The organism is Bacillus cereus, assembly GCF_002564555.1.
GTDB lineage: Bacteria > Bacillota > Bacilli > Bacillales > Bacillaceae_G > Bacillus_A > Bacillus_A cereus_K.
This window is the reverse complement of record NZ_NUVD01000095.1, coordinates 1-26184: the sequence shown is the minus strand read 5'-3', so window position 1 is coordinate 26184 and position 26184 is coordinate 1. Positions and strand designations below refer to the sequence as shown.

The window sequence follows — 26184 nt, the reverse complement described above, 5'->3', positions numbered from 1 at the left end:
TTACAGCAAATACAAAAACTCCATTTTTCAAAAAGATTGATTAAAATGGAGTTTTGTTATTATTTAATTTTTACAATTATCTTTCCTTTTGCTCTGCCAGACTCCGAATATTTCATTGCTTTTTGAGCATCTTCAAAAGGGAAAACTCGGTCGATTACCGGTTTGATTTTTCCAGCTTCAATATAGTTTGCGATAGTACGTAATTGATCCCCGCTTGGCTTCATAAATAAAAATGAGTACTGAGCATTATGTTTTTTTTCAAGTGCAGTAATTTTTTTACTTGCTAATGAAAATAAGAATGTTTTGAAAAATCCGGAACCAAATTCTTTACCGAATCGAGCATTCGGCATTCCTGAAACGGAAACGATGTTGCCTCCGCTTTTTATAATGTTGAATGATTTTTCAAGTGTTGTTCCACCGATTGTGTCAAATACTGCATCATAATCTTTTAGTATATCTTCAAATTTTTCTGTTTTGTAATTAATAATTTCATCTGCGCCAAGAGATTTTACTAAATTCGCACCAGCTTCACTAGCAGTCGTTGTAACGGTAGCACCCATTATTTTCGCCAACTGAATAGCGAAAGTACCAACACCACCGGATCCAGCGTGAATTAAAATCTTTTGTCCTTGTTGTAAGTGCATGATGTCATGTAATGCTTGATAGGATGTTAAGCCAACGAGTGGAATTGAGGCAGCTTCCTCAAAACTTAAATTTTTTGGCTTTAAGGCTATATCATCCTCATGAATGGCTATATATTCTGCAAAAGTACCGATTTTATCTTTTCTTGGACGGGCATATATTTCATCACCAACTTTAAAATGAGTTACTTTTGCTCCAATCTTCACGATGACACCGGAAAAGTCATTCCCAAGGATTAGGGGCATTTCATATTTAAGCAACATCTTTACTTTTCCATCGCGTATTTTAAAATCAATTGGGTTAATACTAGCTGCATGAATTTCCGCAAGCACCTCATACTCATTTATTTCAGGAGTAGGCACCTCTGTCATACGCATTGGGACTTTCCCATACTTATCAATTATCATTGCTTTCATTTCTTAAACCTCCAAATACCGTATCTTTATTTCAATAAAAGTTTTGCAATAGCTTCTCAATATCTAATACAAGGTTTTTTAATAAACCTAATTTTGTACGTATATCAATATAATAGAAATTTTTTGTACCTTCTTTTCGCATTAAAATTATACCGGCTTCTCGTAAAATTTTAAGATGATGTGATACTGCTGGTCGAGAAAGGTGTGTTTGCTTCGTGATTTCTCCTACACGTAATCCTGTTTGACATTCCGTTTCCATGAGAACTAACAAAATAGATTGACGTGTTTCATCACCAATTGCCAATAATACTTTTTGAGAATCAATAAAATCTTTTTTTATAACATTTAATTGTTCGTGTTTATTCATTTCAATCACTTTGCCTCCTGGTAATTAGTCGAAAGGTTTAAGATGATGGACCATTATATCGATACGGTAATGCTACATGATAGTTGCATGAGCTGCAATATTGAGAAAGAAAATCGAGACGAATCAAATTTTATGTATTGAAAATTATAGGAGATAGAAAAGGCATTTTAAAAAAATAAGCGGTCGTAACCCCGTATAATCTATAGGGTTACGACCGCTTATAATATTTTTGATGTCTCTGTCAGAAAATAATTCAACGTAAAGCAGGCTCTTCAATTTTATCCTTTCATACACACAAAATTTAGGCGAATTGTCTGTGTATGAAAGGATAAAAGTAATTTGGGGCGTAATCTATCTATATGATAATTCAAAATGAAATATAAGTCTATATTTTTATGTCTTTTTTGATTATATTAATGTCACTGAGCTCAGAAGAATGATGTGGAGGGTAAATATATGAAATCAAATTACGTACCAGTTTTAATTGTTGGAGGGGGATTATCAGGATTAGCGTCTGCGTTATTTCTTGCAAAACATAACATTGATTACATGCTTATTGAAAGGCATGAGACTACGGCAATTCATCCGAAAGCAGGCGGGCTTACTTTACGTACGATGGAGTTATTTCGAGAGTTAGGTTTAGAAAATAAAATTAGGTTGGCAGGTAAAGCATTAGAGAATTGCCGAGGAAGAATAGCGGTTCATACAATAGCTGAGGTGAATAATGAAGAGTTTGCACAAACTCAGTATGGAAACGATGAAAAGTTACTTCAAAAAGTAGAAGAGATTAGTCCATCAAAACAAACTGCTTGTTATCAAATTATTTTAGAAGAGATGATGTTACAGTACGCGGAAAAATTAGGCGGAAAGCTATCTTTTTATCATGAACTGGTTTCTTATGAGCAAAATGAAAACGGGGTAATAGCGATTATTCGAGATCGGGAAACAGAAAAAGAAAGTGTCATACATTGTGACTATGTAATTGCAGCAGATGGGGCGAAAAGTAAGATACGCGAGCAGTTAGGGATTACGACCGAGGGACGGGGTACAATCGGTGGGTATTATATGAATATTTATTTTGAAGCGGATTTAAGTGAATTTATACAAGGGGACGCATTCGGTTTTTCTATGGTACTTCATCCGGAGGTTCTTGGTGCGCTCATTCCGGTCGATAACGTAAAAAAATGGATTTATCATGTATCCTACGACCCATTAAAAGGAGAACGACCAGAAGATTTTAATATGGAACGTTGTAAACAAATTATTCAAACAGCAATTGGGAGTACAAATGTTGAGCCGGAAATATTAAGTGTTTTACCGTGGGAAGCGGCTGAAAGTACAGCTACGAAATTTCAAGAAAATCGCACTTTTTTAGTTGGCGATTCTGCACATATTATGCCACCAACAGGAGGATTTGGTTCAAATACAGGAATACAAGATGCGCATAATGTAGCATGGAAATTGGCAGCTGTTATAAAAGGGCAAGCAAATCCCAAATTGTTAGAAACGTACCATGAGGAAAGATATCCTGTTGCAAAATTAACGACGGATTATGCGAATAGTTTGCTGTTCCGTGCCGCCAAGAGAGAGGAAGGAAGTTTGAGTAATATGGACGGTTTAGCTGTTACTGTCGGATATCAATATGGTTCAGATGCGGTTATAGATGATTCAGCCATTCCACATCGAATGGATATAGTAGCATTGAACGGAAGACCTGGCACACGAGCACCACATTTCTGGGGAACGTATGATGGAAAAGAGGCTTCGATACTTGATTTATTCGGTAACAATTTTGTATTACTTACTGGAGTAGAAAATAGTTCTTGGGCTGAAGCTGCACAGGATGTTTCATCTAAATTAGGAATAAATATAAAAGTGTATCGAGTTGGTTTAAGTGGAGACTTTATTGCTCAAGAAAATGTTTTTCGTGAACGATATGGGATAGGCCATGAAGGAGCTGTAGTAATTAGACCAGATGGCTTTATTGGATGGCGTTCGGAAATAGAGGTAGCAAATCTAGGTACAGTGCTTAACGAGGTAATGAATCATTTATTATGTAATTTTTAAGTAGCTTGGAAGAATTGTCTAATATAAGACAATTCTTCTATTTTACGCTAACTCTCCAATAAACCAAATCTCTTTTTTATAGCATTCACCTTCATCATGAATGACTTCTTGAACGTGCAACGTTTGGAAAGTAGAAGGGAACGTTTTTGTATGTTCTTCAATTCGTTTTATCATAGTGTTTGTTCTTCGTTTCATACCACGTATTTTCTTTTCACGCATTGTGAATTAACTCCATAAATTTTTGTAATGCAGCTGTGCGAAATATATCGGTTCTAGTAATAAAAGTAGTAGGAACTTTTTTAAAGCTATTTGGTAAAGGGTTGAATGATACGTCATGTTTATGGCCGTTTAAAATAGACTTCATCATAATTGCTATGCCCATACCTGAATTTACACATGCAAGTATTGCTTCAATTGTACCAAACTCTAAAACTCGTTTAGGTGAGATTCCTTCTTCTTGAAGCCAGTCTTCTAATAAACTTCTATAATAGCAACCGTGACTAAAAGCGAGTAAATTCATATCTTCTATGTCTTTAAGAGAGGATAAAGATTTTTTACTAAGGAGAACTAATTCTTCTTCATGAAATACACTTGTATGAAGTTCGGTATGCTGAGTAGATCCAGCTATAAACGCTCCATCTAGTTTTCGTTCTAACACAAGCCTAATTAGTTGTTCAGTCGTATTTGTTTCTAAAATCAATTCAACTTTTGGGTATTTCTCATAATAGGACGTTAATATAGATGGAAGCCTTACAGCAGTTGTAGATTCTGTACATCCAATTTTTAAAGTGCCTTTTGGTTCAGTTCCATTACTTTGAACCGCTTTTATAGATTGATCCATTAAGTGGATAATTTCTTTGGCGTACGTTAATAAAATCTCACCGTTAGAAGTTAAAGTTACACCTTTTCCGTTACGGTAAAATAAAGGCACGCCTAATTCATTTTCTAGTTGTTTCATACGCATTGTTACGCCTGATTGTACATAGTTCAAATTTTTCGCTGCGCGAGAAATATTATTTTCCTTCGCGACTTCGTAAAATACAATTAAATCTTTTATGTCCACGTATCATCCCTCCAAAAAGGTATCAATTTTTTTGATGGATTATATGATGAATTTTTATTTTATATGATATCAGAACTTTCATACAATGGAAGGGGATGGAGGGATTATTGTGTTAATTGAAGAAAGGATGAATAGTACTTATAAGTGGGTTATGTTAATTGTTGCGATGATTGCTCAAACAACAGCGACACTTATAACATATGGTGTCGGAGCTTTCGCTTTATTTTGGAAAGAAGAATATGCGCTTACGAATATGGAGAGTGGATTGTTAGTAAGTGTTGTAAATGTTGGACCGTTATTTTGTATGCTTTTTGTCGGTCGGCTACTTGATCAATATAATGAAAAAATATTAATTTCTATCAGTTCATTTTTGCTAGGGAGTTCGCTTTTACTGACTAATATAGTAAGTGGATTTAATGGGTTACTATTTGTACTTTTATTAATAGGAACGTTTTATAGTGTTTCCCAGCCAGGAGGAAGTAAAGTGATTTTAAAATGGTTCCCAAAAGAAAATCGTGGATTGGCGATGGGGATCAGGCAAGCTGGAATACCGATTGGCGGTGCGTTAGCGGGAGTGTTGATTCCGTTTCTTACGATAAAATATAGTATGACTTATGCGATAAATATTATTGCATGCATCTGTATAATTGGAGGACTTTTATTTTTCATATTTTATAAGGAGCCATATGTTCAGGAGAAAGTAAGGCATGAACGTATTGAACTCACTTTTTGGATGCAGTTAAAAGCAGTGATGTGTAAAAAAGAGCTGTATCCAATTTATATAACTGGTATTTGTATGATTTCGTTGCAAATGGTATTAGTTGCACACTTTATAAAATTTTTAGTAATGGAACAATCAATTACACCTATTTTAGCAGGGAAAGTATTTTCAGTTATGTTCTTTTTTGGAATAATTGGCCGTATTGTATTGGCAGTTATTAGTGATTTGTTTTATAAGGGAAATAGACGCATTCCTTTATTTATAGCTGTTTGCACTTCTATCGGTTTCATTTTAATGTTAGTGATAGACATACATACAATACCGAGTGGAGTATTGTATGTTGTAAGTGCAGTATTAGGTTTCTTTTCAATTGGGTGGTTCAGTCTTTTTATGGTTGAAGTTGCAGAATCGGTAAATGAGGAATCTGTAGGGATGACAGTGAGTTTTGCACTTACATTAAATCAAATTGCTATTATTGTTGCACCTGTGTTATTTGGCTATATTGTAGATGAGAAAGGCTATACGTATGCGTGGTTGTGTATAGTTGTATTACTAAATATTTCAGCAGTCAGCTTATATAAGAAGAATAAAAAATAAAGAAATGTTAGCAATGTAAATTTTTTATGAAGAAAGTCTAAAGAAATGCCATATGAGCGACATTTCTTTTTGAATATGCTGTATAATCAAAGTGTTAATGAGATTCGTTTTCAATGACGTTCATTTCCTCTTTTAAAATTACCTGTAATTTTAGCCATAATTAGTTGTTTTTCTTTATCGTTATTTGCATAATTTATTTTGTTTAAAAATTTTTCAGCGTCAATTCCTTTTAAAATCATAATTTGTTTTCCGTAATATTCAATTAAAATAATATTGTTTTTTGTTACCCGATAATGAAACATTCTATCATCTAAACGATTGTGTCTATCAGTGTTTTTCATATTACCTCTCCATTCTTTACGGTGTGTAACAAATGTTACAAAAGAAATTGAAATTATAGTTTGACGCATCGGATTGTATGGTGGATATTTTATAAGAAAGAAATACAATAGAGAGTAGTCAAAAATTGAATATGAAAAAAAGGGATCTAGTTTTAATAGAGTGAATGTTAGATAATATTATAAAACATTTGAAAATTAAAAGATATAGAATAGAATGGATGCGCGTTAAGTGAAACTAGATAAAAGAGGGTTCCTATTATGTTAAAGAAATGGTTAATCGTTTGCTTTATTTTTGCTATTTTTTGTGGGAGTGTCGTTGCACTAATATATGCAAATAAAGATAAAAAATATGATATACAGGCATTTTCAAATTTAAATGGTAAGCAAAAGGACGCTACGCAAGAAGTTAGTATAGCTGAAAAAAAGCGCTATGAAGTGGCAGCTGAAAAACTAGATCAATATTTGAAAGATAAAGGATTTAATGGGAGTGTTCTTGTAGCTAGTAAAGATCATGTGATTTTACGAAAAGGTTACGGGTATGCGAATGTAAAAGATAATGTATTAACAACGCCAAGAACGAAATATCGCATTGGTTCTATTACGAAAACAGTTGTTGCAATATCTATCATGCAATTAAGAGAAAATGGGAAATTAAATATTGATGACAATGTAAATAAGTATATTCCATCGTTTCCGGCAGATAAAAACATTACGTTACGAAATTTGTTAACACATACGTCCGGGTTACCTGAACAGGGACAAGGTAGTGTTGATGCAGCGTCACGTTTAAAGTTAGTAAATTGGATCGGAGCGCAAACGTTACAATTTCCTGCAGGGGCAGGATGGAAATATACAGATTATAATTATATGGTGCTTGCGTATATTGTAGAAAAGATATCGAAGAAACCGCTCGCTGAATATGTGAAAGAAAATATTTTTACACCTGTTGAGATGCATGAATCTGGAATGGGAGCAACTCTCCCTGAAGATATTTTCTTAGCAGAAGGTTATACGAAAAAAGATAATAAGTTAATAGCTGCGCCTCGTTTAAGGATGAATTGGCTGTATGGTTGTGGTGAAATGTATACGACTGTTGAAGATATGAAAAAGTTAGATGAAGCCATTATGGATGGTAAACTACTTTCTAAACAAAGCTTAACAGATATGTTTACTGTATCACCTGCAAGAAAATATGGATTTAGTTTCTATATTTACCCAGATTATTATCATAACCATGGTGTACTAGCTGGTTGGAACACATTTAATAATTTTAACTGGGATAAACGAACATTTGTAATATTATTCTCTAACGTACAAAATGGTATGAATGATACGTTTAATCAAGAGTTTAGGAAGTTGGCGAATGATTTAATAGAAGAAAAATAATTATTTTAAAATCGGTATTGATATGAAAATTATCAATACCGATTTTTTTATTGAGCAATGTTCTACGAAGTGAATAAGCAGCTAGGAGAGAAAGTTAATATTAGAATAAATTTATAGAGGAAGTTAAATAATATGGATGTTAAATATAGAGAATTTTCTGCATGAAGGTTATCTATTTGCATTGAATTTATGCGGAAGAATAATTGGTAAATTTTACATTGATAAAAAAGCTTGAGCTTCACACTATGTGAAGCTTTACATTATTGGAGATAAGAACAGGAGGTTGAACAAATGAAAAAAATAGTAAAGCTTTGTTTAATAAGTGCATTGTCTACAGCGATTATTAGTGGATGTTCTTTTGAAGGGAGTAATGAAAATGCTAAAGGGAAAGAGGGTGAAAAAGTAGAGGTACAAAAAAACGCTGGAAAATATGCGATGCCGGATGAAAAAGAAAAACATGAGGGTACATGGCTGCAATGGCCACATGAATACACATATGGTCATGAATATAAACAAGAAGTCGAACCAATTTGGGTTCAGATGGCAAGTGCTTTAACTGAGGGTGAAAAAGTCCACATTGTTGCATACGATGAGGAGGAGAAAGAGCGAATCAATAAGCTATTGATAGATAAAGGGCTGAATATGGAGAAAGTTGATTTCTTTATCGCTCCTACTGATGATGTATGGGCAAGGGATAGTGGACCGATTTTTGTTTATGACAAAAACAAAAATCTGAAAATATTAGATCCAGCATTTAATGGTTGGGGGAATAAAACACCTTACAAAAATGATGCTCGTATACGAGAAAACGTTAGTAAACAATTAGGGATTGAAAGAATTGATTGGGGGAAATTTGTCCTTGAAGGTGGTGCAATTGAATTAGATAGCAATGGCACAGCTTTATTAACTCGGAGCGCTGTAACGAATAAAAACAGGAACCCAGATTTATCAGAAAAGGAAATTGAAAAATATATAAGTGATCTTGGTGTGACAAACTTTATTTGGTTAGATGGAGTTCCTAATTTAGATATTACAGATTTTCATATTGATGGATTTGCTAAATTCCATGATAAATCTACTATTGTAACGATGAAAGAAGATGACCTAGCTGAATGGGGGTTGTCAAACAAAGATATAGATACATTATTAGATGCAAAAAATGCTTCAGGCAAGAAGTATAAGTATGAATATTTACCGCTTAGTAAAGAAAAGGTTACGTTAGAAAATGGAAAGACTCTCAATTATAAGGGATCATATATCAATTATTATATTGGGAATAAAGTGGTATTGGTGCCTAATTATAATGATCCGAATGACAAAATCGCAAACGATACGATTCAGAAGTTATATCCAGATCGTAAAGTAGTCGGTATTGATGTGAGAGAGCTTTATAAAAATGGCGGCATGATTCATTGTGTGACGCAACAACAACCGATTAATTTGAAATAATGTATTGAAATTTAGTATCTATAGGACAAAATAGGTAAAATGTTACCTTTACCTATTTTGTCTTACTTTATTATTTGTAACAATAAAACATTTAAATATAATGATAATTAAATTATAGTGTGCTATCGCTTTTCGTTTTATTCCGCTATTTGTAGGTAGTAAGACTTCTACCTCAAAATTCGACTCGAGCAAAGAAGTTAGGTGGGAGCCTTACTGCCCATAAACGCCCGATTGGTGTGGGTTAATATCAGTGGGGGAGGAACAAAACCCCCACTGATTAAAGTTTCACTTTATATGGAAAAGGAGAAAATGTTCGTGTTAAAGAATTTAAAAATAGTATTTTCGTTTTTCCCTATCGTTCTACAGCACATATTAAATGTAGCTTTGATTTGTTTAGGGATTGTTCTAAGTGTATTTCTTATAAAAGAAGTCATTCAATTTATACAAGAGCTGAAATTAAATGGTGAGGAATCTAGTTATCATTTAATTGATAGTATCGTCGTATTTTTTTATATTTTGAATTCAGCGTAATGATTATAAAGTATTTTCAAATGAATTTTCATTTTCCGTTACGATATTTTATATATATAGGTATAACGGCTATTGTTCGTCTTATTATTATAGATCACGATAGTCCCATAGATTCATTGTTATACGCCTGCGCGATTCTTGTGTTAATTTGTGCTTTATTCATTGCGAATTCTAAAGTAATGCGTCGTGATTTAGAATAGTGAACATTTGTTGTTTAAATTTAAAAGGTGTTTTATCTTTTGGCCAAAAAAGGAGTAACGGTATTGAAAGAAATAATTTTAACCAGTTTCCTAATGATAGGGTTTATGATTCTACTATTTAATTGTATACTTTCGTAATTTTAAAGAATAAAAAGTTAAAAAGGGAAGAGGCTTTTGTAAATATGGTACATTACAATAATCAAAATAGTTTACATCAAATATTTACATTAAAGGGAACGGTTATAAGAGATATATTCCCACAAATTTTATTATATATATGCGTTTCAACGGTAGTAACTGTAATTAATTATTATTATGCAGCAATAAAAATTAATCAAACTCCTTGGGTAATTGTTGGAGGAGCTTTAGGTTTACTGTTAGTTTTTCGTACTAACACTGCCTATGATAGGTACTGGGAAGGTAGAAAGTTATTTGGCACGATTGGTGCCTGTACTAGAAATTTAGCAGTTAGTTTTTTATGTCATTGGGAGTCTGAAGGGAAAAAGACGGATCAGGAAAAGCTGAAATTTTTACATTTATTAATTGCTTTTCCAAAGATAGCGAAAGGACATTTGAGAGACGAAAAAGATTTATCTGAAATCAAATCATTGCTTGATATTTGTTCTGAGAAGGAAAAAGAAATATTGATTGAGTCTATTCATTTACCGATTAGTATAGTTTTTATGTTAAAAACTATACTATCAAAAGGTTTGAAAACGGGTCGAATTCATCCCAATGCAATAATTAATATGGAAGCTGATCTGAATAATCTGCTTACGGCTGTGGGTGGATGTGATCGTATCAAAACAACGCCTATTCCTTTTGCATATTTTGCTCATATTAAAATTTTACTGCTCATATTTTGCGGGACTTTACCGATTGGTCTTGTTGATAGTCTTGGTTGGGTTACAATACTGGCAACTATGTTTATAAGTTTTGCATTTATAGGGATAGAAGCAATAGGGGTTGAAATTGAAGATCCATTTGGTCAGGATCCAAACGATCTTCCGCTAGAAGGGATTTGTATAGGTGTAGAAACGCATTTGTTGCATTTATATAATCAAAATGGTTTGTTAGAAGTAATGGATATGAATCATGATAAAAAGATCATTTAATCGTTAATTGTGTATGGCGATTACATTTTTAATGTTGTTATGAAATACTGCATTCTAAAATCTTGTCAAGAGTCAATATAAAGCTTAACGACAGCTTTATATTTTTTATATAAATATATAATATTTCTCCGTGCTATAATCCATTCATGAAATGTGTACGTTTTAAAAATTGTAATGAAAAGTGAAAGGTATTGAGGAAGAGCGGGCGTTTTTAAATCGGCTACTCAATTATTATAAAAAAAAGCGAGGTAAAATATATGGAACAAAAACAAAAGGGAATTATTTTTACTGCGATACCAGATGAATCAAATGAATATTATGAACCGTTTTATGAAGAACTTATTTATTTTAATGAAAATTTAAATGAAAAGAAGGGAGTTACAGACCAACTTATTTCTTTATCTGTTGAAGAACAAGAATTCCATACGAGCTTTTTTGAGTATGATGATATTTGGCTAAGAGATGTTGCACCAGTTGTAACGAATCATCTTGTTAAATTTAAATATCGACCAAATTATTTACCAGATGATCAAGGAAGATATTTAGATCAACAATTTAATAAATGGTTGAAAAAAAATGACTTTGAGTATGCGAAATCACCATTAATATTGGATGGTGGTAATCTTATTTGGAATAAAAAAGATACCGTTATATTAACAGAACGCATATTTGATGATAACGATGATTGGACAGAAGAGGAGATTATTGAGCAATTAGAATGGGATTTAGATGTGAGCCGAGTTATTATTATTCCTGCTGAAGAAGGAGATGTACTCGCACACGCAGACGGAATGGTTAAATTTATTGATGAACACACAATGTTTATTAGTGATTTTCTAGGGGATCATGAATTTAGATATAATGTTCAAGAGATTATTCAAGAGCAAATGCCAGAAGCTGAATTTATAGTTGTTCCTTCGTCATATACAGAGAAAGGACAATATGATCAAGAAATAGCCTCGGCAAAAGGCTTATATATAAATATGTTAGAAACATGTGACGCCCTTTATGTTCCTAAGTTTGGATTAGCTAAAGACGGGGAAGTTTTACGATATATTCAACAACATACGGAGAAACAAGTTATTCAAATTTATGTAGGAGAAATATCGACTATGGGAGGCGCAATGAATTGTTTAACGTGGTATTGTCCGAGTCATTTGTTACCTTCAAAAATGAAGAGGTTGGACAATCAGAATGAAGGTTCTTCAATCAAAAAAATATTTGATTGGTTTTAATCAATAAGCTTATAAGAAAATGTATTCAAGGGGTATTTATATGTATACAATTACTGAATTTTCGCGGATTTGCAAAATGAGTACACGGATGCTAAGGCATTATGATAAAGAGGAAATATTGAAACCAGCATATGTGAATCCGGTAAATGGATATAGATATTATGAGCAAGGACAGCTAGAAATAGCATTGAAAATTAAAAAGCTAAGGGAGTACAAGTTCCCTCTACCGAAAATTAAAATAATTCTGCAGTCATCAGATCAAGATTCATTTATTAAACATATGCAAGCGCAAATTATAGAGTTGTCTCATGAAGTGAAACAAAATTTACAGGTTATTTCAGAAATGAATGAAATGGTAAGTATGAACAATGGTCTAAATATTGCTCGCCATAGAAGTTACGATATATTAATTGGAATGAGAAATGAAATAACGGTAATTGCTCAAAGATTACAAATAGATATAGACGATATGGATGATTATTTTTATGACTTATATGAAAAAGTACAAAAAAATAGTATTCAAATAGTTGGCTCTCCATCCGTAGTTTTTTATGATAAAGAGTATATTCCAGATCGCAGTGATATTGAATTAAGGATACCGATTATGGATGATGACGATAAAGGCGTATTACAAGAGTGCGAAATAAAAAAGCTTAATCAACATCAAATCGTTACTACTATGCATTATGGTAGCTATGACTATATAGGTTATGCATATATGGCGTTAGAAGAGTGGTTGGAAAAGAATCGCTATATAATGAAGAGTTCCCCATATGAAGTCTATTTAAAGGGACCTGAATGTGATTGTTTAGTAGAGGAGTATGTGACCCAAATTTGTTTTTTAGTTGCGAAAATAGAATGAGAATAAGGATTGACATTAACATTATGTCAATCCTTATTCTGTATACAAAAGCAATTACTAAAATGAGCGCCGATAAGATTCCGAATGCAAAAGTTTTAATGACAGTTTTACAAGGAGAAGTAGTGTATCGCAAGGAGAAATAAAGAGTCGCTTTATGAAGTTGCCACAAGTAGATGAATATATTTCTGTTGACCTTAACACGATGTCAAAGTATAGACTGAACTTACATTCAGAGAAGGGGTGAACATGTATGAGAAATATAGAAAATAGTTTGTTTTATATGCCTGCAGAATGGGAAAAACATGAGGGGACATGGCTCCAATGGCCTCATGATAAAGCACATAGAGGTGAAGGTTACCGAGCTAAGTTGGATGATATTTGGGTAACGATGGCAAAGGAGCTTCATTATGGAGAAAATGTGCATATAGTTGTATTTGATGAGGAAGAAAAAGTACATGTCCAATCAAAGTTAGTTGAAGCGAAAGTAAATATGGATAAAATTGATTTCTTAGTTCAAGAAACTGATGATATTTGGATAAGAGATAATGGTCCAATATTTGTAAAAGATAAAGAAGGAAATCTCTGCCTAACACATTGGATATTTAATGGTTGGGGGGATAAATATCCGTATGAAAACGATGCTGTTATTCCGACTAAAATAAGTGAAATGCATAGCATTCCAAAAGTTGAATCTAGTGTCTGTCTAGAGGGCGGGGGAATTGAGATAAACGGAAATGGAACCTTAATGGCAGCGAAAACTTCTATTATTAATGAGAACCGAAACCCTACATTAAGTCAGAAAGAGATCGAAATGGAGTTAACGAAGTATTTTGGGGTAACGAATTTTATATGGATAACTGGTATTCACGGTGAGGATAATTATGATGAAGATACGGATTACCATATAGATGGAGCAGCACGTTTTGTAAATGAAAATACGATTCTGTATGAATATGATCCTTTTAAGGAAGGAGAGTCGTATCTTTTGGAGGCGTATGAAAAACATTATCAAGAATTGCGCCAAGCAAGAAATATAGATGGAAAACCATTTCAACTTATTCCAGTGCCGGTAACGAGAAAAATGGTAAAAGAGGCAGACTGTAAGGGCTCATATTTGAATTTTTATATTGGTAATGAAGTTGTATTGGTACCTATATACGGTGACGAACATGACAAGTTAGGGCTGCAAATCATTGAAGGTCAGTTTCCAGGGAGAAGAATTGTTGGTATTTATGTAAATGAACTGTATGCATATGGTGGCATGATTCACTGTGTGACGCAGCAACATATAGAATAAAGTGATTCAAGTGAAAAAAGCATGCAGATCATATATTCTGCATGCTTTTTTTCTATAATGCTGAAAATTCTTCAACAAGTTCACTAAAGCGATTTAATGCACTTTCAATCGGTTCTGGCGTAGTTAAATCAACACCAGCTTTTTTCAGTAGATTTAGTGGGTAATCGGAACTTCCACCTTTAAGGAATTCAATATAGTTTTTCTGAGCATTCGGATCGCCGCTTAATAATTTATCTGCGATTTGAATGGCAGAGGCAAATCCAGTTGCGTATTTGTATACGTAAAATGGACGATAGAAATGAGGGATTCTAGACCATCCGTATTTTACTTCTTCATCAAATACAAGTGAATCACCATTATATTCTCTAAATAGATTTTCATAAATTTCACTGAAGACTTGTGCGTTTAATGGTTTACCTTGCTCAGCCATTTCATGTGTGATTTTTTCAAATTCTGCAAACATGATTTGTGTAAAGAAAGTCCCTTTAAAGCTATCGATAAAGTAGTTAATTAAATGGTTACGCACGTTCGTCTCTTTCGCTTCTTTTAATAAATAGTGAATTAATAGCACTTCATTTACTGTAGAAGCGACTTCTGCAACAAAAATGGAATAGTGTGCAGAAATTCTTGGTTGGTATCCGTGTGAATAATGTGTATGCATACCGTGACCACATTCATGAGTAAGAGTGAAAAGGCTATTTAAATCATCGTGATGATTTAAAAGAATGAAAGGATGAACACCGTATACACCGAAGTTATAAGCACCCGAACGTTTTCCAGGTGTTTCTCTCACGTCTATATATCGTTTATCTTTAAAGCTTTTTAATGTTTCAATATATTCTTCTCCTAAAGGAGCAAGTGATGCAATCATGATGTCAAAGGCTTCGTTATATGGAATATCTTGTTTTACACCCGCTACTAAATCGACACTTAAGTCGTATTGGCGTAGTTCTTCTACGTTTAATTTTGCTTTTCGAAGTTCGTTATAAGTATGTAAAGATTGAATGTTTTGCTTCGTCGTATTAATTAAATTGTCATATACTTCTTTCGGAACCATATCGCCAAATAATGATTTCTCTAAAGCGGATGGATACTTTCTTAGCTTTGAAACAGTAACGTTATTTTTAATAGCAGCGGATAAAGTAGAAGCGATGGAGTTCTTTAACTGCACATATGGCTTGTAATACGCTTTATACGCTTCTTTACGTTTCTCACGATTCTCGTCTTCTATTAACTTTGAATACATTCCGCGTGTTAAGTTCACTTTCTTTCCATCATCAGTTGTCACTTCACCAAATAGTATATCCGCATTATTTAACATACCAAACGTGTGCTGCGGAGAGGAAAGTGCTTCCCCCATTTGTGATAAAATTTCTTCTTGGTCTTTATTTAATACGTGTTTTTTATAGCGATATAACTCAAATAAATCTTCTTTATAATATTGTAAGCCTTCTGTTTCTTCTATATAAGTATGTAATGTGTTTTCATCTATGCTAAGTAAGAATGGAGAGAAAAATGATTTCGCTGCACTTACTTTTACATGTAATTGTGATACTTTATCGACAAGGGATTGGGCGTCAGTATCGCGTGTATCTAAGTCGGATTGTAATCGTGCATAAGCGAACATTAAAGATATTATGCTAGAAATTTCTTCACTCTTTGTTAAATAAGCTAATAAACTATTGCCGTCGTGAATATTTCCATTAAACTCTTTTAGTTCATTCGTTAATACTTCAATTTTTTTATAATCACTTTCCCAATCTTCAATTGTATGGTAAATATCTGTTAAATTCCATTTTTCATTAGCAGGTACTTGTAATCGATCTTTAAGTTCTGTCATAATCATTTCCTTTCTAAAAACGTAGTTACATTTCTATATAACTATGAAATACAACAAATTGCAAAAAATCCCTGCTGAAAATTTCAGCCTTGCTGTAAATAGCAAGGCTGAAATTTTATAATGTAATTCCGAACTTCGAATGTAAAAGATTTATATATTGCTCTTCTGTAACTGCTTCTTTCGTTTTTGCCCCATCTTTTGTTGTAGTAAGACTATCTTTCGTTAAAGATGCATGCCCATCTTCTGTAAGTTTTACAATAAGAGGCATTTTATTAAATGGTGACCCTTCATGTTCAACGATAATTTTTTGTGCTGCATTTGCTTTTTTTTCATCTACTTCTTCTATATAAAATGCATATCCTAACGTCCAATCATCAGCAGAAGATTGATTGAGAAATTCATTGTTTTTACGCATTTCTAAAATGTAATTACCTTTTTCGGTCGTTTCTTTACGAATACGATAATCTCCTGTAACAGAGTGAACGACTTCACCTGAGAAAGGGACAGGTGCAAGAGGTAAGTACGATCCGAATCCAACTTCAATTAAATAAAATTCATTATGGTGTTTTAAAACTGTTGCGATATGTCCAGAGTCGACAGCCCATAGAGAATTTGCAGCGTTATAAACTGTTCCTGAAACGAGATGAACATTGAATCCAGAATCTTTAAGGAAGTAATACATAGTCGGGTTTAGTTCATAACAAAGACCGCCACGGTTGTTTACTAAAATTTTTTCTTCTAAATTCTCTTTTGATATTTCTTTAAAGTTCTTTTCGAGAATATTTAAGTTTTCAAATGGAACAGTTTGTGCCATTGCGTACATAATATGAGATAGATCTTCAAATGAAACTGTTTCTTTTTCTTCTATATTTAATCGTGTGAAAAATTGTTTTTGAAAGTCTGTCATGGAAATCCCTCCGTTAGACCTGTATAGGTAAATTGTAAACAAAAGTGAGTAAGATGTGAAATTAAAACTATGCTGAAGTACTTGTGAAATATTTGAAGTTATGCTAAAAAATAATGTGAGAGATTAGAAGAGTGTAGGTTTATTCAAAACTTCTCGTCTTTCTTATAAACATCGTGATTATATAAAAATGTATAAGGATATTTCTGTATATGAAGTAGAAGCTAAAGGAGATAAAATATGAAAAGAATAACAATGACATATAGCATGACGTTTAGTTTATTACTATTAACATCATGTGATATATCGGATAAAGAAATTGAACAAAAAGCACAAAGTTATACAAAATCGGAGTATGGTATTTCTGTTAAACTAAATCAAGTTGAAACATTGGATAACGGAAAAGATTTCCTCGGTCCAAAGGGACGGATAGCTTCTGTACAACAAGTAGATGAACCGCATTTGCAATTTCAACTTTATTTCGATGGACAAATTTCTCCAAAAGTAAATAATGATAACTATAAAATAAAAAAAGAAGCGAATGATTTACAAGAAAGATTCAATACATATTATGAAGAAAAAGAGAATAATACTATACTTGCTTTCGATCAAATACAGACGGGGGATAATGTTTCCGATAAGAATGCTGAGAAAGAAATAGAGAAGAAAAATTTGAAGCAGTATTATACGGCAGTTTTTAGAAGTAATACGGTTTTAGATGTAAATAATCCTTCACATATGGAAATATTAGCGGAGGTTGCAAGAAGTATTCAGGAATTCAATAAAACACTTGAAAATAATAAGAGTAGCGTGGAAGATATAACGATTCAGTTACCAAATACTAATAAGGATGTATTACAAAATATTGCAGTGGATTATATATTAACGGCTGAGGAAGCAAAAAAGACCCTTGAGAAAAAGGATGATTATATGAAAATTTTACAGCTTAATAGGTGAAAAGATTATCCTTCCTCAGGTGTGTGAAGGACAATAGTCTGACACCTTTACTTCTTGCTATACATATAGTATGATGATTTCAATAAATTAGATTTCAATGACTATAATATAAATTAATGAGAGGTGCTTTTTGTGAGTGCGGTAGGTACTAAATAGGAAAAATTTAATGAAATAAATCAGATAAAAAAACAGGGGATTTTTATGTACATCATACCCCTAATTTTGTCATGGATTTATTTCGATACCTATGAAGATACCTACAATACTTTATAAAGCGTGTAATAAGGGGACTGCCATCTGTTTTTATGGCTTATTTCCTCATATGTTATTACACATGCCTTGTAAATGTAAAAGCTGCGGTATCCCCGCAGCTTTTTTGTATATATTTTTAATGTATAAAAATGGTAATTGAATAATGTAGGGCTCATTGGAATCTAATGAGTAGGTATCTTCATTTATGATAGAAAACAATCATAGTGAGGAGAAACAAAATGAATACGATGACTTTTGAAAAATTACAATATAACGAGTTAAAGGAAATAGTGAAATCTTATTGTGTAAGTGGATTAGGAAAAGAATTATTAAATAAATTAGAGCCGAGTACGAATATAAAAGTAGTCAGGAATCGATTAAACGAAACAACCGAAGCGCGAGCTATATTAGATGCAGAAGGACATGTGCCTTTCTTCGGAATTTCTAATATCGCTAGTACAATTCAAAAATTAGAAAAAGGAATGATTTTAGATCCAGAAGAATTAGTAAGCGTTTCAGACTTTTTACGTGGATGTAGAAAGATTAAAAAGTTTATGTTAGATAAAGAATTTTTTGCGCCAGTATTAGCTTCTTATGCAAATTCAATGACTGAATATAAAAGTATTGAAGAGGAAATTAACTTTTCAATTAAGGGAAATAGTATTGATGCGGCGGCTAGTAAAGAGTTAAAGAGAATTCGTAATCACATCGATTCTGTAGATGGAAAAATAAAAGAACGTTTAACGAAGTTTTTAAATAGTAGTGCAAATAAGAAATATATTCAGGAATTCTTTATTAGTAAAAAGGATGATCGCTATACGATTCCAATTAAATCATCCTATAAAAATCAAGTTGCAGGAAGTATTGTTGAAGCTTCGGCAAAAGGTTCTACTGTATTTGTAGAACCGCATACGGTTAAGAAGTTAAATGTAGAACTCGCAAATTTCAAAGCAGAAGAAGCGATGGAAGAGTATCAAATTTTAGCGACTTTATCAGGAATGGTACTAGAAAACATTTATAGTATAAAAATTAATATGGAGCTAATCAGTCAATATGATATGGTGTTTGCGAAAGCAAAGTTTAGTAAATCTATTGATGGAATAGAACCGAAGTTAAACGATCATGGCTACATTCATTTAGTGAATTGTAAGCATCCGCTATTAACAGGGCAAGTTGTACCGTTAAACTTTGACATTGGTCAAGAGTACCGTAGTTTAATTATTACAGGGCCGAATGCAGGCGGAAAAACAATTGTGCTAAAAACAATTGGATTGTTAACATTAGCGACAATGTCAGGCCTTCATATTGCAGGAGATAAAGAGACAGAAATCGCTATTTTCGAAAATGTATTCGTAGATATTGGTGATAATCAAAGTATCGAAAATGCACTAAGTACATTCTCATCTCATATGAAAAATCTATCCGAGATTATGAGGATGTCAAATAATAATACGTTACTATTATTTGATGAAATAGGAAGCGGTACAGAACCAAATGAAGGGGCTGCACTTGCGATTTCTATTTTAGAAGAGTTGTACCTTGCGGGATGTATTACAGTTGCGAGTACGCATTACGGTGAAATAAAGCGATTCTCAGAAATGCATGATGATTTTATGAATGCAGCGATGCAATTTAATAGTGAAACGTTAGAACCACTTTATAAATTAGTAATCGGAAAATCGGGTGAAAGTAATGCACTTTGGATTGCGAATAAAATGAACGTAAAAGCGCATGTACTGAAACGAGCAAAAGAGTATATGGGAAATAAAGAATACGCTCTAGAAAAAGTGAATGAAAGTAAAATTAGAAAACCGAAATTTGTGCAAGAAAAAAGAGAAAATCATTATGAGTATAAAATCGGCGACCGTGTAAATTTATTGGATCATGATGATTTTGGTATCATCTATAAGGAAATAGATAATTTCTATAACGTCGTTGTATATTATAACGGTGAATTTATAGAAGTGAATGTAAAACGTATTACATTAGAGGTAGCGGCGAAAGAATTATACCCAGAAGGATACGATTTAAGTACACTATTTGTCGATTATAAAGAAAGAAAAATGCAACATGATATAGAGCGCGGATCGAAAAAAGCACTCCGTAAAATTCAAAAAGAAATGAGAAAGAATAGAGGATAAGTTAAAATGGTAACGATTAGACAAGAACAAAAAAATGATTATAGAAAGACAGAAGATGTGGTAAAAGAAGCATTTTTACATGAAGAATTGAGTGATAAAACAGAACATGAACTTGTAAAACGTATTAGAGAATGTGACGCGTTTGTTCCTGAGTTATCTATTGTTGCGGTAGATGAGGAAATAGTCGGTCACATTCTGTTATCGAAAATTACGATAGAACAGGATGGAACTTCTGTAGATTCGTTAGCACTTGCACCAGTTTCAGTTCAGTTGCTAGGGGCCATCAGAAAAAAGGAATTGGTGGAAAACTTATTGTAGCTGCATTAGAAAAAGCGAAAGAACTTGGATATGGATCGGTTGTTGTATTAGGACATCCAGAGTACTATCCGAAATTTGGTTTTAAGAAAGCAAGTGAGTGGAATATAAAGGCACCATTTGAAGTGCCTGATGAAGTGTTTATGGTAATGGAATTAAGAGGGAATGCTCTTGAAGGTGTAGAAGGGATTGTACAATACTCTAGTGCCTTTTCTGAATAAAAGTACGGATTAAGAAATCTAATCATAAAAAACGCTATCTTTTTGTTGAAATATACAGAAAGGTAGTGTTTTTTATTCAGTAAATTTACTGACGTATATTTTGCTCAATGAATAATTAAGATGGTAAAATTGATATAGAAATGTAAAGGGAGAGAAGAGCATGAATAAGCGAGAAACAGATAGCAATGAGAATGTAGTTACGTTATATGTTACAAGACACGGTAAAACAATATTAAATACGAACCATCGCGCGCAAGGTTGGGCAGACTCTCCGTTAGTAGAAAAAGGTGTTGAAGTGGCCACAAATTTAGGAACAGGATTAAAGGATATTCATTTTACTACTGTGTATAGTAGTGATAGTGGCCGCGCGATTGAAACTGCTAATTTAGTATTAAAATATAGTGAGCAATCAGAATTGAAACTTGAGCAAAGAAAAGCTTTACGAGAATTAAATTTCGGTATTTTTGAAGGTGAAAAGCTTGAAAATATGTGGGAAACGATTGGAAAAGCTGCGGGCGTTACATCACCAGAAGAACTTATGAAGTTTTCTATTCAAGAAGTTATTGATCTTATTAGAGCAGCAGATCCTACGAAACAAGCGGAAGATTGGGAGTTGTTTTCTACTCGTATAAAAATAGAGATTGATAAAATTAGTGAGGAAGCTGCTAAAAATGGCGGAGGCAACGTTTTAGTTGTAGTTCATGGACTTCTTATAACTGCATTAATAGAAATGATAGATCATAGTAAAACAAAACTTGGAGTAGAAAATGCAAGTGTGACGAAAATTTTATATAAAGATGGGGGGTACATCGTCGAGTCGGTTGGAGATATGAGTTATGTTGCAAAAGGAAAAGAAAGTGTAGAAATATAAAAAATCACATATAGAAATAAGAAAAGGAAGGTAGAGAAATCTAGCTTCCTTTTGTGTATTACGGGATTAATAAAATCTTCCCTGTACTTTTTCTGCTCTCTAATAATTCATGAGCGCGGGCACCATCTTGTAAAGAGAAGGTAGTAGGACTCGCAATGTTTAATTTTTCACTAGCGATCCAATCAAATAATTGAGTAGAGCGCTGCTTGCGTTCTTCAAAAGTAGTAAGCACGTTCCAAAGGTCTCCGCCAGTTAAAGTTTTTGAAGTATCCATAAGCATACGCGGATCAACAGGCGCAGGATTACCACCAGCCATTCCGTAAAATACGACAGTACCACCAACTTTAGTAGCGTTAAAACTTTCCTCGAGTGTAGAACCTACTGATTCATATACAACATTTACTCCAGTACCATTTGTTATTTCAAGTACTTTCGTAGACCATGATTCAGTATATAAAAATACTTGATCGGCACCAGCTAATGTGGCTACGTTTGCTTTTTCTTTTGATGACGTGAGGCCGATTACTTTTCCGCCTTGTAGTTTAATCATTTGAATGAGAAGTTGACCAACACCACCAGCTGCGGCATGAACTAAAGCTACATCACCTTGTTGTATTTGATAGCTATCTTTCGTTAAATAGTGTGCTGTTAGACCTTGCAATAAGACAGAAGCGGCTGTTTCAAAAGAGATAGAATCTGGAAGTGGAATTGCTTTTTCAGATGGAACGGCAACTAATTCTGCATTTGCGAATGGAACGTCAGCAAATGCAATATGGTCTCCAGGATTGATAGTCGTAACGTCAGCTCCTACTTTTTCAACAATCCCAGCCCCTTCATAACCTAATACATAGGGCGGGTTGCCAGCGAGATGATAATCGCCGCGGCGTCTATAAATATCAGCAAAGTTTAAACCGATTGCTTTCGTGCGGACAAGAATTTCATTTGGCTTTATGATTGGATCATGTATTTCTTTATATTGTAGTACATTAGCGTCTCCGAATGTTTCGAAACAAAGTGCTTTCATATGGAATACCTCCATTTATATTGTTTGTCGATGTTCTTTATCATACAATACAAATATCAATAGGAAAAGAGGATTATTTCGATAAAATCAATCGGAAATATCGATTGAAAAGAGGGATGATAAATGGAGATAAAACAATTAATTACATTTAAAGTAGCGGCAGAGACTTTGAACTTTACCCAAACCGCGAAGAAATTAAACTTTGCTCAATCGAGCGTAACGGCGCAAATTAAAACGTTAGAGGCTGAGCTTGGTACGCCGTTGTTTGAGCGGTTAGGAAAACGACTTTTCTTAACTGAAGCAGGAAGAAAGTTTCAACTATATGCCGATAAGATGATTGCACTCAGTAACGAAGCGAAAATGGCTGTGAAAGATGATGAAGAAATAGCAGGTACGTTAATAATTGGTGCACAAGAAAGTCAGTGTACATATAGGCTTCCATCTATATTAAAGAGGTTTAAAGCACAGTTTCCTCAAATAAAGCTTATATTTAAACCAGCGCAGTCCAATAAAGATGCGAAGGAACAATTGATGGAGGGGAAAGTAGACCTTGTGTTTATTTTGGATGAATGTAAAACAGAAGATGTTTTGCATGTAGAACCGCTTATGAAAGAAGAATTAAAAGTAGTGGCGGCTCCAGCGCATCGTTTACTTGAACAACCTTCCGTTTCTATAAAAGATTTAGAGAGTGAAACACTTTTACTAACAGAACTCGGTTGCTCGTATCGGACTTTATTTGAAGAGTTATTTCGCGCAGAAGACGTATATCCGGCAAATAAAATCGAATTTGTTAGCGTAGAGGCGATTAAACAATGTGTTATTGCAGATTTAGGTGTAGCCGTTTTACCAGCGATAGTTGTAGAAAAAGATATACGGGAAGGGACGATAAAAGAGTTACATTTAGAAAATACAATCGCTCCGATTTATACGCAAATCGCTTGGCATAAAGATAAATGGATGACATCACCGCTACAGCAATTTATTGATGTAACGAGGGAGTCTTTTAATGAATAGGTGTTATAGGTGAACAAGTGATATAATGAACGGTTAACTTATTTAAGGAAAGAAAGAGCATGTTTTGAAAAAGATTAATCAAAACATGCTCTTTCTTTTTTGTGTTTATTAAGTTCAGTTGTAGTAATTAATTAAGGTCTGTGTCAGGAGGGGTATATCCAAGGTGACGGGCCATAGATACGATTTGGCCTTTATGATGAAATTCATGTGTCTCCGTATGAGTTAAAAGCCATAGCGGAGTTGTGCTCCAAGGTTCCTTTTGCCATTTCACTTCATTTGCTACATTTTCGAGCCACCGGTCATTGTATTCATCTAAAAAACGTAGTACAACCTCATCTACTAACTTAAACCTAGCACGAACCTTTTCGACATCGGCATGCTCAATTTCATAATCACTAGCAAATAAAAAATCTGCTCGTTTTTGCTTAAATGCGAATGATCCGAGCCAATATCGATAGCAATCAGCCACATGAATATGGGTTTTGATAATGCTGCCGCTTCCGAAATTAGGAACTGTGCTGTGCAATTTTTCTAATGGGATTTCTTCCAAAAACGTAAATAGAGTTTCTCTTGTAGAACGAATTAGATTATATTGTTGTTTTAAAACATCTAACATATAAGTACACTCCTCTTTTGTTCACTGAAATATTTGCGCAGTAAGTAATTCTATATTTACAAGAGCTGTACCTTTTTTATCGCATTGTTAGAGTGCGTTAAGCATATTAGATGTTTTTCTTAATCGTTTCTGATAGATTAAACAAGGTGAAACTTTAATAAGTTGAACATTCTTAGCTTATAATAAATTGTACATAAAAAAAGGGGAGCGATAAAATGAATAGAACAGTTGGTTTAAAACAATTTGAATTAACGCGCGGGGCATTGCTTAAATTTATGGAAACGTTAGATGATAAAACTGCGGATACGCAGCCAGAGGGCTTTAACAATACAATTCGCTGGCATATTGGTCACGTGTTAAGTGCAGCAGAAACTTTCATGTTTGGAAGAGAGTTTAAACACTTACCAACTGAATATCCAGGTATGTTTGGATATGGATCAAGACCATCTAAATGGGAAAAAGAAGGACCATCATTAGAAGTGTTAACGGCTCAATTAAAAGAACAAGCAAAGCGTATTAACGAAATTCCAGCAGAAGCATTTGAAAATAAACTTCCAGAGCCATTTTTAGGATTGGAAACAGTAGGGGAGCTTTACGGTATGATGCTTTATCATGAAGCGGATCATATCGGTCAAATGAAAGCGATGGAACGTCTTATTAAAACGCTATAGATTTGAAAAGCTAAAAAAACGAAATCCTAGATGGATTTCGTTTTTTTATTGAGCAAGCAAAGAAGGATCGAGCTTAATACAGTATTAATATTACCTTTTCGACTCCTTCAAATGTTTGAGTTGTGTAACAATCATAATGCTAATAACAACGAGTAAAAACCATGAGCTAATTTTGCTAAGATGAACGAGGTTCCATGCTTCTCGTTGATTTGGATATTGCCATGCTCCGAAAAATGTTGCGATGTTCTCTGCAATCCAAATAAAGAATCCAATAAGGAAAAATGAGAGAACGAGTGGCATTTTATATGTAACCCCTTGTAAGGAAAACTCCACAAAAGTTCGAGAGAATACAATGAATAAAAGTAAAGTTAAGACCCATCTAAAATCGTATAGAAAATGGTGTGTGAAAAAATTGAAGTAAATCATAGCTCCTAGTGGTACTGTGAAAATAGTTTTAGGCCAATGATGCATTTGTAAATGTAATCTTCTCCAAGCTTGGCATATGTAACTTGCGACACTTGCGTACATAAAACCGCTGTAAAGTGGAACTCCAAAAATCTTCGAATATGCCTCTTCAGGATAACTCCATGAACCGAAGTGTACTTTATATATTTCTAGTAAAAGGCCGATGAGATGGAAGACAGTAATTACTTTTAGTTCGTCTTTTGTTTCAAGACCTGTCTTGTACATAATCCATTGCATCAGAAGACATACGATAAGTATGAAATCATACCGGTATAACCCTGGAATCGAAATGATTTTTGAAAGGGCTAGTGTTAAAAAAATAACGACTGGGAATAAGCAAGATAATGCTTGTTCGTAAGTGAAATAGAGTAGTTGTTTTACATAAAACATTGTTTCACCTTCAAACTGTTTATTAGAAAAATCGAAATAATTACTAAGTATACTACAATTTCAAAAATATAACAGTATTCTATTTTGCATGTATTTGTAAGTTTTGGAACGAGATTGTAATAAGTGTTTTTAATATTTTAACAAAGTAAAAAAATAGTTTGCTATTTAAAAAAAGTGGGGATATAATATCTAAATGAAAATGATAATTATTATC

23 protein-coding genes and 2 pseudogenes are annotated in these 26184 nt (G+C 33.5%); 15 read left to right on the top strand and 10 right to left on the bottom strand.

The annotated features are described in order from the left end of the window. Window positions 1–59: 59 nt before the first annotated feature. Complete coding sequence (locus COI75_RS21265; RefSeq protein WP_000646429.1) at window positions 60–1058, bottom strand: NADP-dependent oxidoreductase; 999 nt, start codon at window positions 1056–1058, stop codon at window positions 60–62. Window positions 1059–1089: 31 nt separating this feature from the next. Continuing rightward, the gene (locus COI75_RS21260) at window positions 1090–1434 is read right to left on the bottom strand and encodes an ArsR/SmtB family transcription factor (protein ID WP_000571864.1); all 345 of its coding nucleotides are present in this window, start codon (window positions 1432–1434) and stop codon (window positions 1090–1092) included. Between the two features lie 447 nt (window positions 1435–1881). On the opposite strand from COI75_RS21260, the gene COI75_RS21255 reads away from it, so the two are divergent. After that, a complete protein-coding gene (locus tag COI75_RS21255; RefSeq protein ID WP_000841667.1) occupies window positions 1882–3492 on the top strand; it encodes an FAD-dependent oxidoreductase in 1611 nt (536 codons plus the stop codon). A gap of 42 nt (window positions 3493–3534) precedes the next feature. On the opposite strand, the gene COI75_RS26645 is transcribed toward COI75_RS21255, so the two are convergent. Together COI75_RS26645 and COI75_RS21250 are read right to left on the bottom strand one after the other, a co-directional pair. Continuing rightward, window positions 3535–3711, bottom strand: a complete 177-nt coding sequence (locus tag COI75_RS26645) for a DUF3916 domain-containing protein (RefSeq protein ID WP_001208347.1) — start codon at window positions 3709–3711, stop codon at window positions 3535–3537. Further along, window positions 3704–4555, bottom strand: coding sequence for a LysR family transcriptional regulator (locus COI75_RS21250; protein ID WP_000351663.1), 852 nt, complete (start codon window positions 4553–4555; stop codon window positions 3704–3706). Before COI75_RS21250 ends, COI75_RS26645 begins: the two co-directional genes overlap by 8 nt. A gap of 85 nt (window positions 4556–4640) precedes the next feature. Between COI75_RS21250 and COI75_RS21245 the strand changes: the two genes are divergently transcribed. After that, window positions 4641–5873: an MFS transporter gene (locus tag COI75_RS21245; protein WP_033657933.1), complete on the top strand. Its 1233-nt coding sequence runs from the start codon at window positions 4641–4643 to the stop codon at window positions 5871–5873. A gap of 110 nt (window positions 5874–5983) precedes the next feature. Here COI75_RS21245 and COI75_RS21240 read toward each other — a convergent pair whose 3' ends face one another. Further along, window positions 5984–6214, bottom strand: coding sequence for a hypothetical protein (locus COI75_RS21240; protein WP_000798805.1), 231 nt, complete (start codon window positions 6212–6214; stop codon window positions 5984–5986). A 258-nt stretch (window positions 6215–6472) separates the two neighbouring features. Between COI75_RS21240 and COI75_RS21235 the strand changes: the two genes are divergently transcribed. The 7 genes and pseudogenes from COI75_RS21235 to COI75_RS21205 all read left to right on the top strand — a co-directional run bounded on the left by COI75_RS21235 (window position 6473) and on the right by COI75_RS21205 (window position 14289). Continuing rightward, complete coding sequence (locus COI75_RS21235; protein WP_000915176.1) at window positions 6473–7600, top strand: serine hydrolase domain-containing protein; 1128 nt, start codon at window positions 6473–6475, stop codon at window positions 7598–7600. Between the two features lie 291 nt (window positions 7601–7891). Further along, window positions 7892–9049, top strand: a complete 1158-nt coding sequence (locus COI75_RS21230) for an agmatine deiminase family protein (protein WP_000724921.1) — start codon at window positions 7892–7894, stop codon at window positions 9047–9049. A 315-nt stretch (window positions 9050–9364) separates the two neighbouring features. After that, window positions 9365–9780 (top strand): annotated as a pseudogene (gene psiE / locus COI75_RS21225) (phosphate-starvation-inducible protein PsiE). Between the two features lie 182 nt (window positions 9781–9962). Next, entirely contained in the window at window positions 9963–10895 is a 933-nt protein-coding gene (locus COI75_RS21220) for a bestrophin family protein (protein ID WP_000233826.1), read from the top strand. A gap of 257 nt (window positions 10896–11152) precedes the next feature. Beyond that, window positions 11153–12130 (top strand): agmatine deiminase family protein, encoded by a 978-nt coding sequence (locus COI75_RS21215; protein WP_000435970.1) that lies wholly within the window; start codon window positions 11153–11155, stop codon window positions 12128–12130. 40 nt (window positions 12131–12170) lie between these two features. Continuing rightward, complete coding sequence (locus COI75_RS21210; RefSeq protein ID WP_000288090.1) at window positions 12171–12992, top strand: MerR family transcriptional regulator; 822 nt, start codon at window positions 12171–12173, stop codon at window positions 12990–12992. A gap of 250 nt (window positions 12993–13242) precedes the next feature. Further along, window positions 13243–14289, top strand: coding sequence for an agmatine deiminase family protein (locus COI75_RS21205; RefSeq protein ID WP_001244189.1), 1047 nt, complete (start codon window positions 13243–13245; stop codon window positions 14287–14289). Window positions 14290–14341: 52 nt separating this feature from the next. On the opposite strand, the gene pepF is transcribed toward COI75_RS21205, so the two are convergent. Together pepF and COI75_RS21195 are read right to left on the bottom strand one after the other, a co-directional pair. Then, window positions 14342–16129, bottom strand: coding sequence for an oligoendopeptidase F (gene pepF / locus COI75_RS21200; RefSeq protein WP_000137584.1), 1788 nt, complete (start codon window positions 16127–16129; stop codon window positions 14342–14344). Between the two features lie 115 nt (window positions 16130–16244). Beyond that, window positions 16245–17036, bottom strand: a complete 792-nt coding sequence (locus COI75_RS21195) for an arylamine N-acetyltransferase family protein (RefSeq protein WP_000129231.1) — start codon at window positions 17034–17036, stop codon at window positions 16245–16247. A gap of 237 nt (window positions 17037–17273) precedes the next feature. Here COI75_RS21195 and COI75_RS21190 point away from each other — a divergent pair, with 237 nt between their 5' ends. The 4 genes and pseudogenes from COI75_RS21190 (at window position 17274) to COI75_RS21175 (ending at window position 21790) form a co-directional block, all read left to right on the top strand. Then, window positions 17274–17990 (top strand): hypothetical protein, encoded by a 717-nt coding sequence (locus COI75_RS21190; protein ID WP_000822808.1) that lies wholly within the window; start codon window positions 17274–17276, stop codon window positions 17988–17990. A 491-nt stretch (window positions 17991–18481) separates the two neighbouring features. After that, window positions 18482–20383 carry an endonuclease MutS2 gene (locus tag COI75_RS21185; protein WP_098448629.1) on the top strand — a complete coding sequence of 634 codons (1902 nt, stop codon included), beginning with the start codon at window positions 18482–18484 and terminating at the stop codon, window positions 20381–20383. A 6-nt stretch (window positions 20384–20389) separates the two neighbouring features. After that, window positions 20390–20919, top strand: a pseudogene (locus COI75_RS21180) (GNAT family N-acetyltransferase). A gap of 160 nt (window positions 20920–21079) precedes the next feature. Further along, complete coding sequence (locus COI75_RS21175; RefSeq protein ID WP_001042053.1) at window positions 21080–21790, top strand: histidine phosphatase family protein; 711 nt, start codon at window positions 21080–21082, stop codon at window positions 21788–21790. A gap of 58 nt (window positions 21791–21848) precedes the next feature. On the opposite strand, the gene COI75_RS21170 is transcribed toward COI75_RS21175, so the two are convergent. Next, window positions 21849–22814, bottom strand: coding sequence for a quinone oxidoreductase family protein (locus COI75_RS21170; RefSeq protein ID WP_000645276.1), 966 nt, complete (start codon window positions 22812–22814; stop codon window positions 21849–21851). Between the two features lie 123 nt (window positions 22815–22937). Here COI75_RS21170 and COI75_RS21165 point away from each other — a divergent pair, with 123 nt between their 5' ends. After that, a complete protein-coding gene (locus tag COI75_RS21165) occupies window positions 22938–23828 on the top strand; it encodes a LysR family transcriptional regulator (RefSeq protein ID WP_000403891.1) in 891 nt (296 codons plus the stop codon). A gap of 127 nt (window positions 23829–23955) precedes the next feature. On the opposite strand, the gene COI75_RS21160 is transcribed toward COI75_RS21165, so the two are convergent. After that, on the bottom strand, window positions 23956–24444 hold the full coding sequence (locus COI75_RS21160) for a DinB family protein (RefSeq protein ID WP_000887835.1): 489 nt from the start codon (window positions 24442–24444) through the stop codon (window positions 23956–23958). 215 nt (window positions 24445–24659) lie between these two features. Here COI75_RS21160 and COI75_RS21155 point away from each other — a divergent pair, with 215 nt between their 5' ends. Further along, complete coding sequence (locus tag COI75_RS21155; protein ID WP_001082397.1) at window positions 24660–25115, top strand: DinB family protein; 456 nt, start codon at window positions 24660–24662, stop codon at window positions 25113–25115. Between the two features lie 90 nt (window positions 25116–25205). Here the strand turns inward: COI75_RS21155 and COI75_RS21150 are convergent, their stop codons facing one another. Then, window positions 25206–25970 (bottom strand): DUF817 domain-containing protein, encoded by a 765-nt coding sequence (locus COI75_RS21150; protein ID WP_000500242.1) that lies wholly within the window; start codon window positions 25968–25970, stop codon window positions 25206–25208. Window positions 25971–26184 lie beyond the last annotated feature (214 nt).

Bases quoted from the DNA above. Each gene is read 5' to 3' on its own strand.
- COI75_RS21165 (WP_000403891.1), top strand. From the start codon at position 22,938: ATGGAGATAAAACAATTAATTACATTTAAAGTAGCGGCAGAGACTTTG.
- COI75_RS21265 (WP_000646429.1), bottom strand. From the start codon at position 1,058: ATGAAAGCAATGATAATTGATAAGTATGGGAAAGTCCCAATGCGTATG.
- COI75_RS21205 (WP_001244189.1), top strand. From the start codon at position 13,243: ATGAGAAATATAGAAAATAGTTTGTTTTATATGCCTGCAGAATGGGAA.
- COI75_RS21255 (WP_000841667.1), top strand. From the start codon at position 1,882: ATGAAATCAAATTACGTACCAGTTTTAATTGTTGGAGGGGGATTATCA.
- COI75_RS26645 (WP_001208347.1), bottom strand. From the start codon at position 3,711: ATGCGTGAAAAGAAAATACGTGGTATGAAACGAAGAACAAACACTATG.
- COI75_RS21230 (WP_000724921.1), top strand. From the start codon at position 7,892: ATGAAAAAAATAGTAAAGCTTTGTTTAATAAGTGCATTGTCTACAGCG.
- COI75_RS21220 (WP_000233826.1), top strand. From the start codon at position 9,963: ATGGTACATTACAATAATCAAAATAGTTTACATCAAATATTTACATTA.
- COI75_RS21160 (WP_000887835.1), bottom strand. From the start codon at position 24,444: ATGTTAGATGTTTTAAAACAACAATATAATCTAATTCGTTCTACAAGA.
- COI75_RS21240 (WP_000798805.1), bottom strand. From the start codon at position 6,214: ATGAAAAACACTGATAGACACAATCGTTTAGATGATAGAATGTTTCAT.
- COI75_RS21155 (WP_001082397.1), top strand. From the start codon at position 24,660: ATGAATAGAACAGTTGGTTTAAAACAATTTGAATTAACGCGCGGGGCA.
- COI75_RS21170 (WP_000645276.1), bottom strand. From the start codon at position 22,814: ATGAAAGCACTTTGTTTCGAAACATTCGGAGACGCTAATGTACTACAA.
- COI75_RS21195 (WP_000129231.1), bottom strand. From the start codon at position 17,036: ATGACAGACTTTCAAAAACAATTTTTCACACGATTAAATATAGAAGAA.
- COI75_RS21150 (WP_000500242.1), bottom strand. From the start codon at position 25,970: ATGTTTTATGTAAAACAACTACTCTATTTCACTTACGAACAAGCATTA.
- COI75_RS21175 (WP_001042053.1), top strand. From the start codon at position 21,080: ATGAATAAGCGAGAAACAGATAGCAATGAGAATGTAGTTACGTTATAT.
- COI75_RS21235 (WP_000915176.1), top strand. From the start codon at position 6,473: ATGTTAAAGAAATGGTTAATCGTTTGCTTTATTTTTGCTATTTTTTGT.
- COI75_RS21185 (WP_098448629.1), top strand. From the start codon at position 18,482: ATGAATACGATGACTTTTGAAAAATTACAATATAACGAGTTAAAGGAA.
- COI75_RS21215 (WP_000435970.1), top strand. From the start codon at position 11,153: ATGGAACAAAAACAAAAGGGAATTATTTTTACTGCGATACCAGATGAA.
- COI75_RS21245 (WP_033657933.1), top strand. From the start codon at position 4,641: ATGGAAGGGGATGGAGGGATTATTGTGTTAATTGAAGAAAGGATGAAT.
- pepF (WP_000137584.1), bottom strand. From the start codon at position 16,129: ATGACAGAACTTAAAGATCGATTACAAGTACCTGCTAATGAAAAATGG.
- COI75_RS21210 (WP_000288090.1), top strand. From the start codon at position 12,171: ATGTATACAATTACTGAATTTTCGCGGATTTGCAAAATGAGTACACGG.
- COI75_RS21190 (WP_000822808.1), top strand. From the start codon at position 17,274: ATGAAAAGAATAACAATGACATATAGCATGACGTTTAGTTTATTACTA.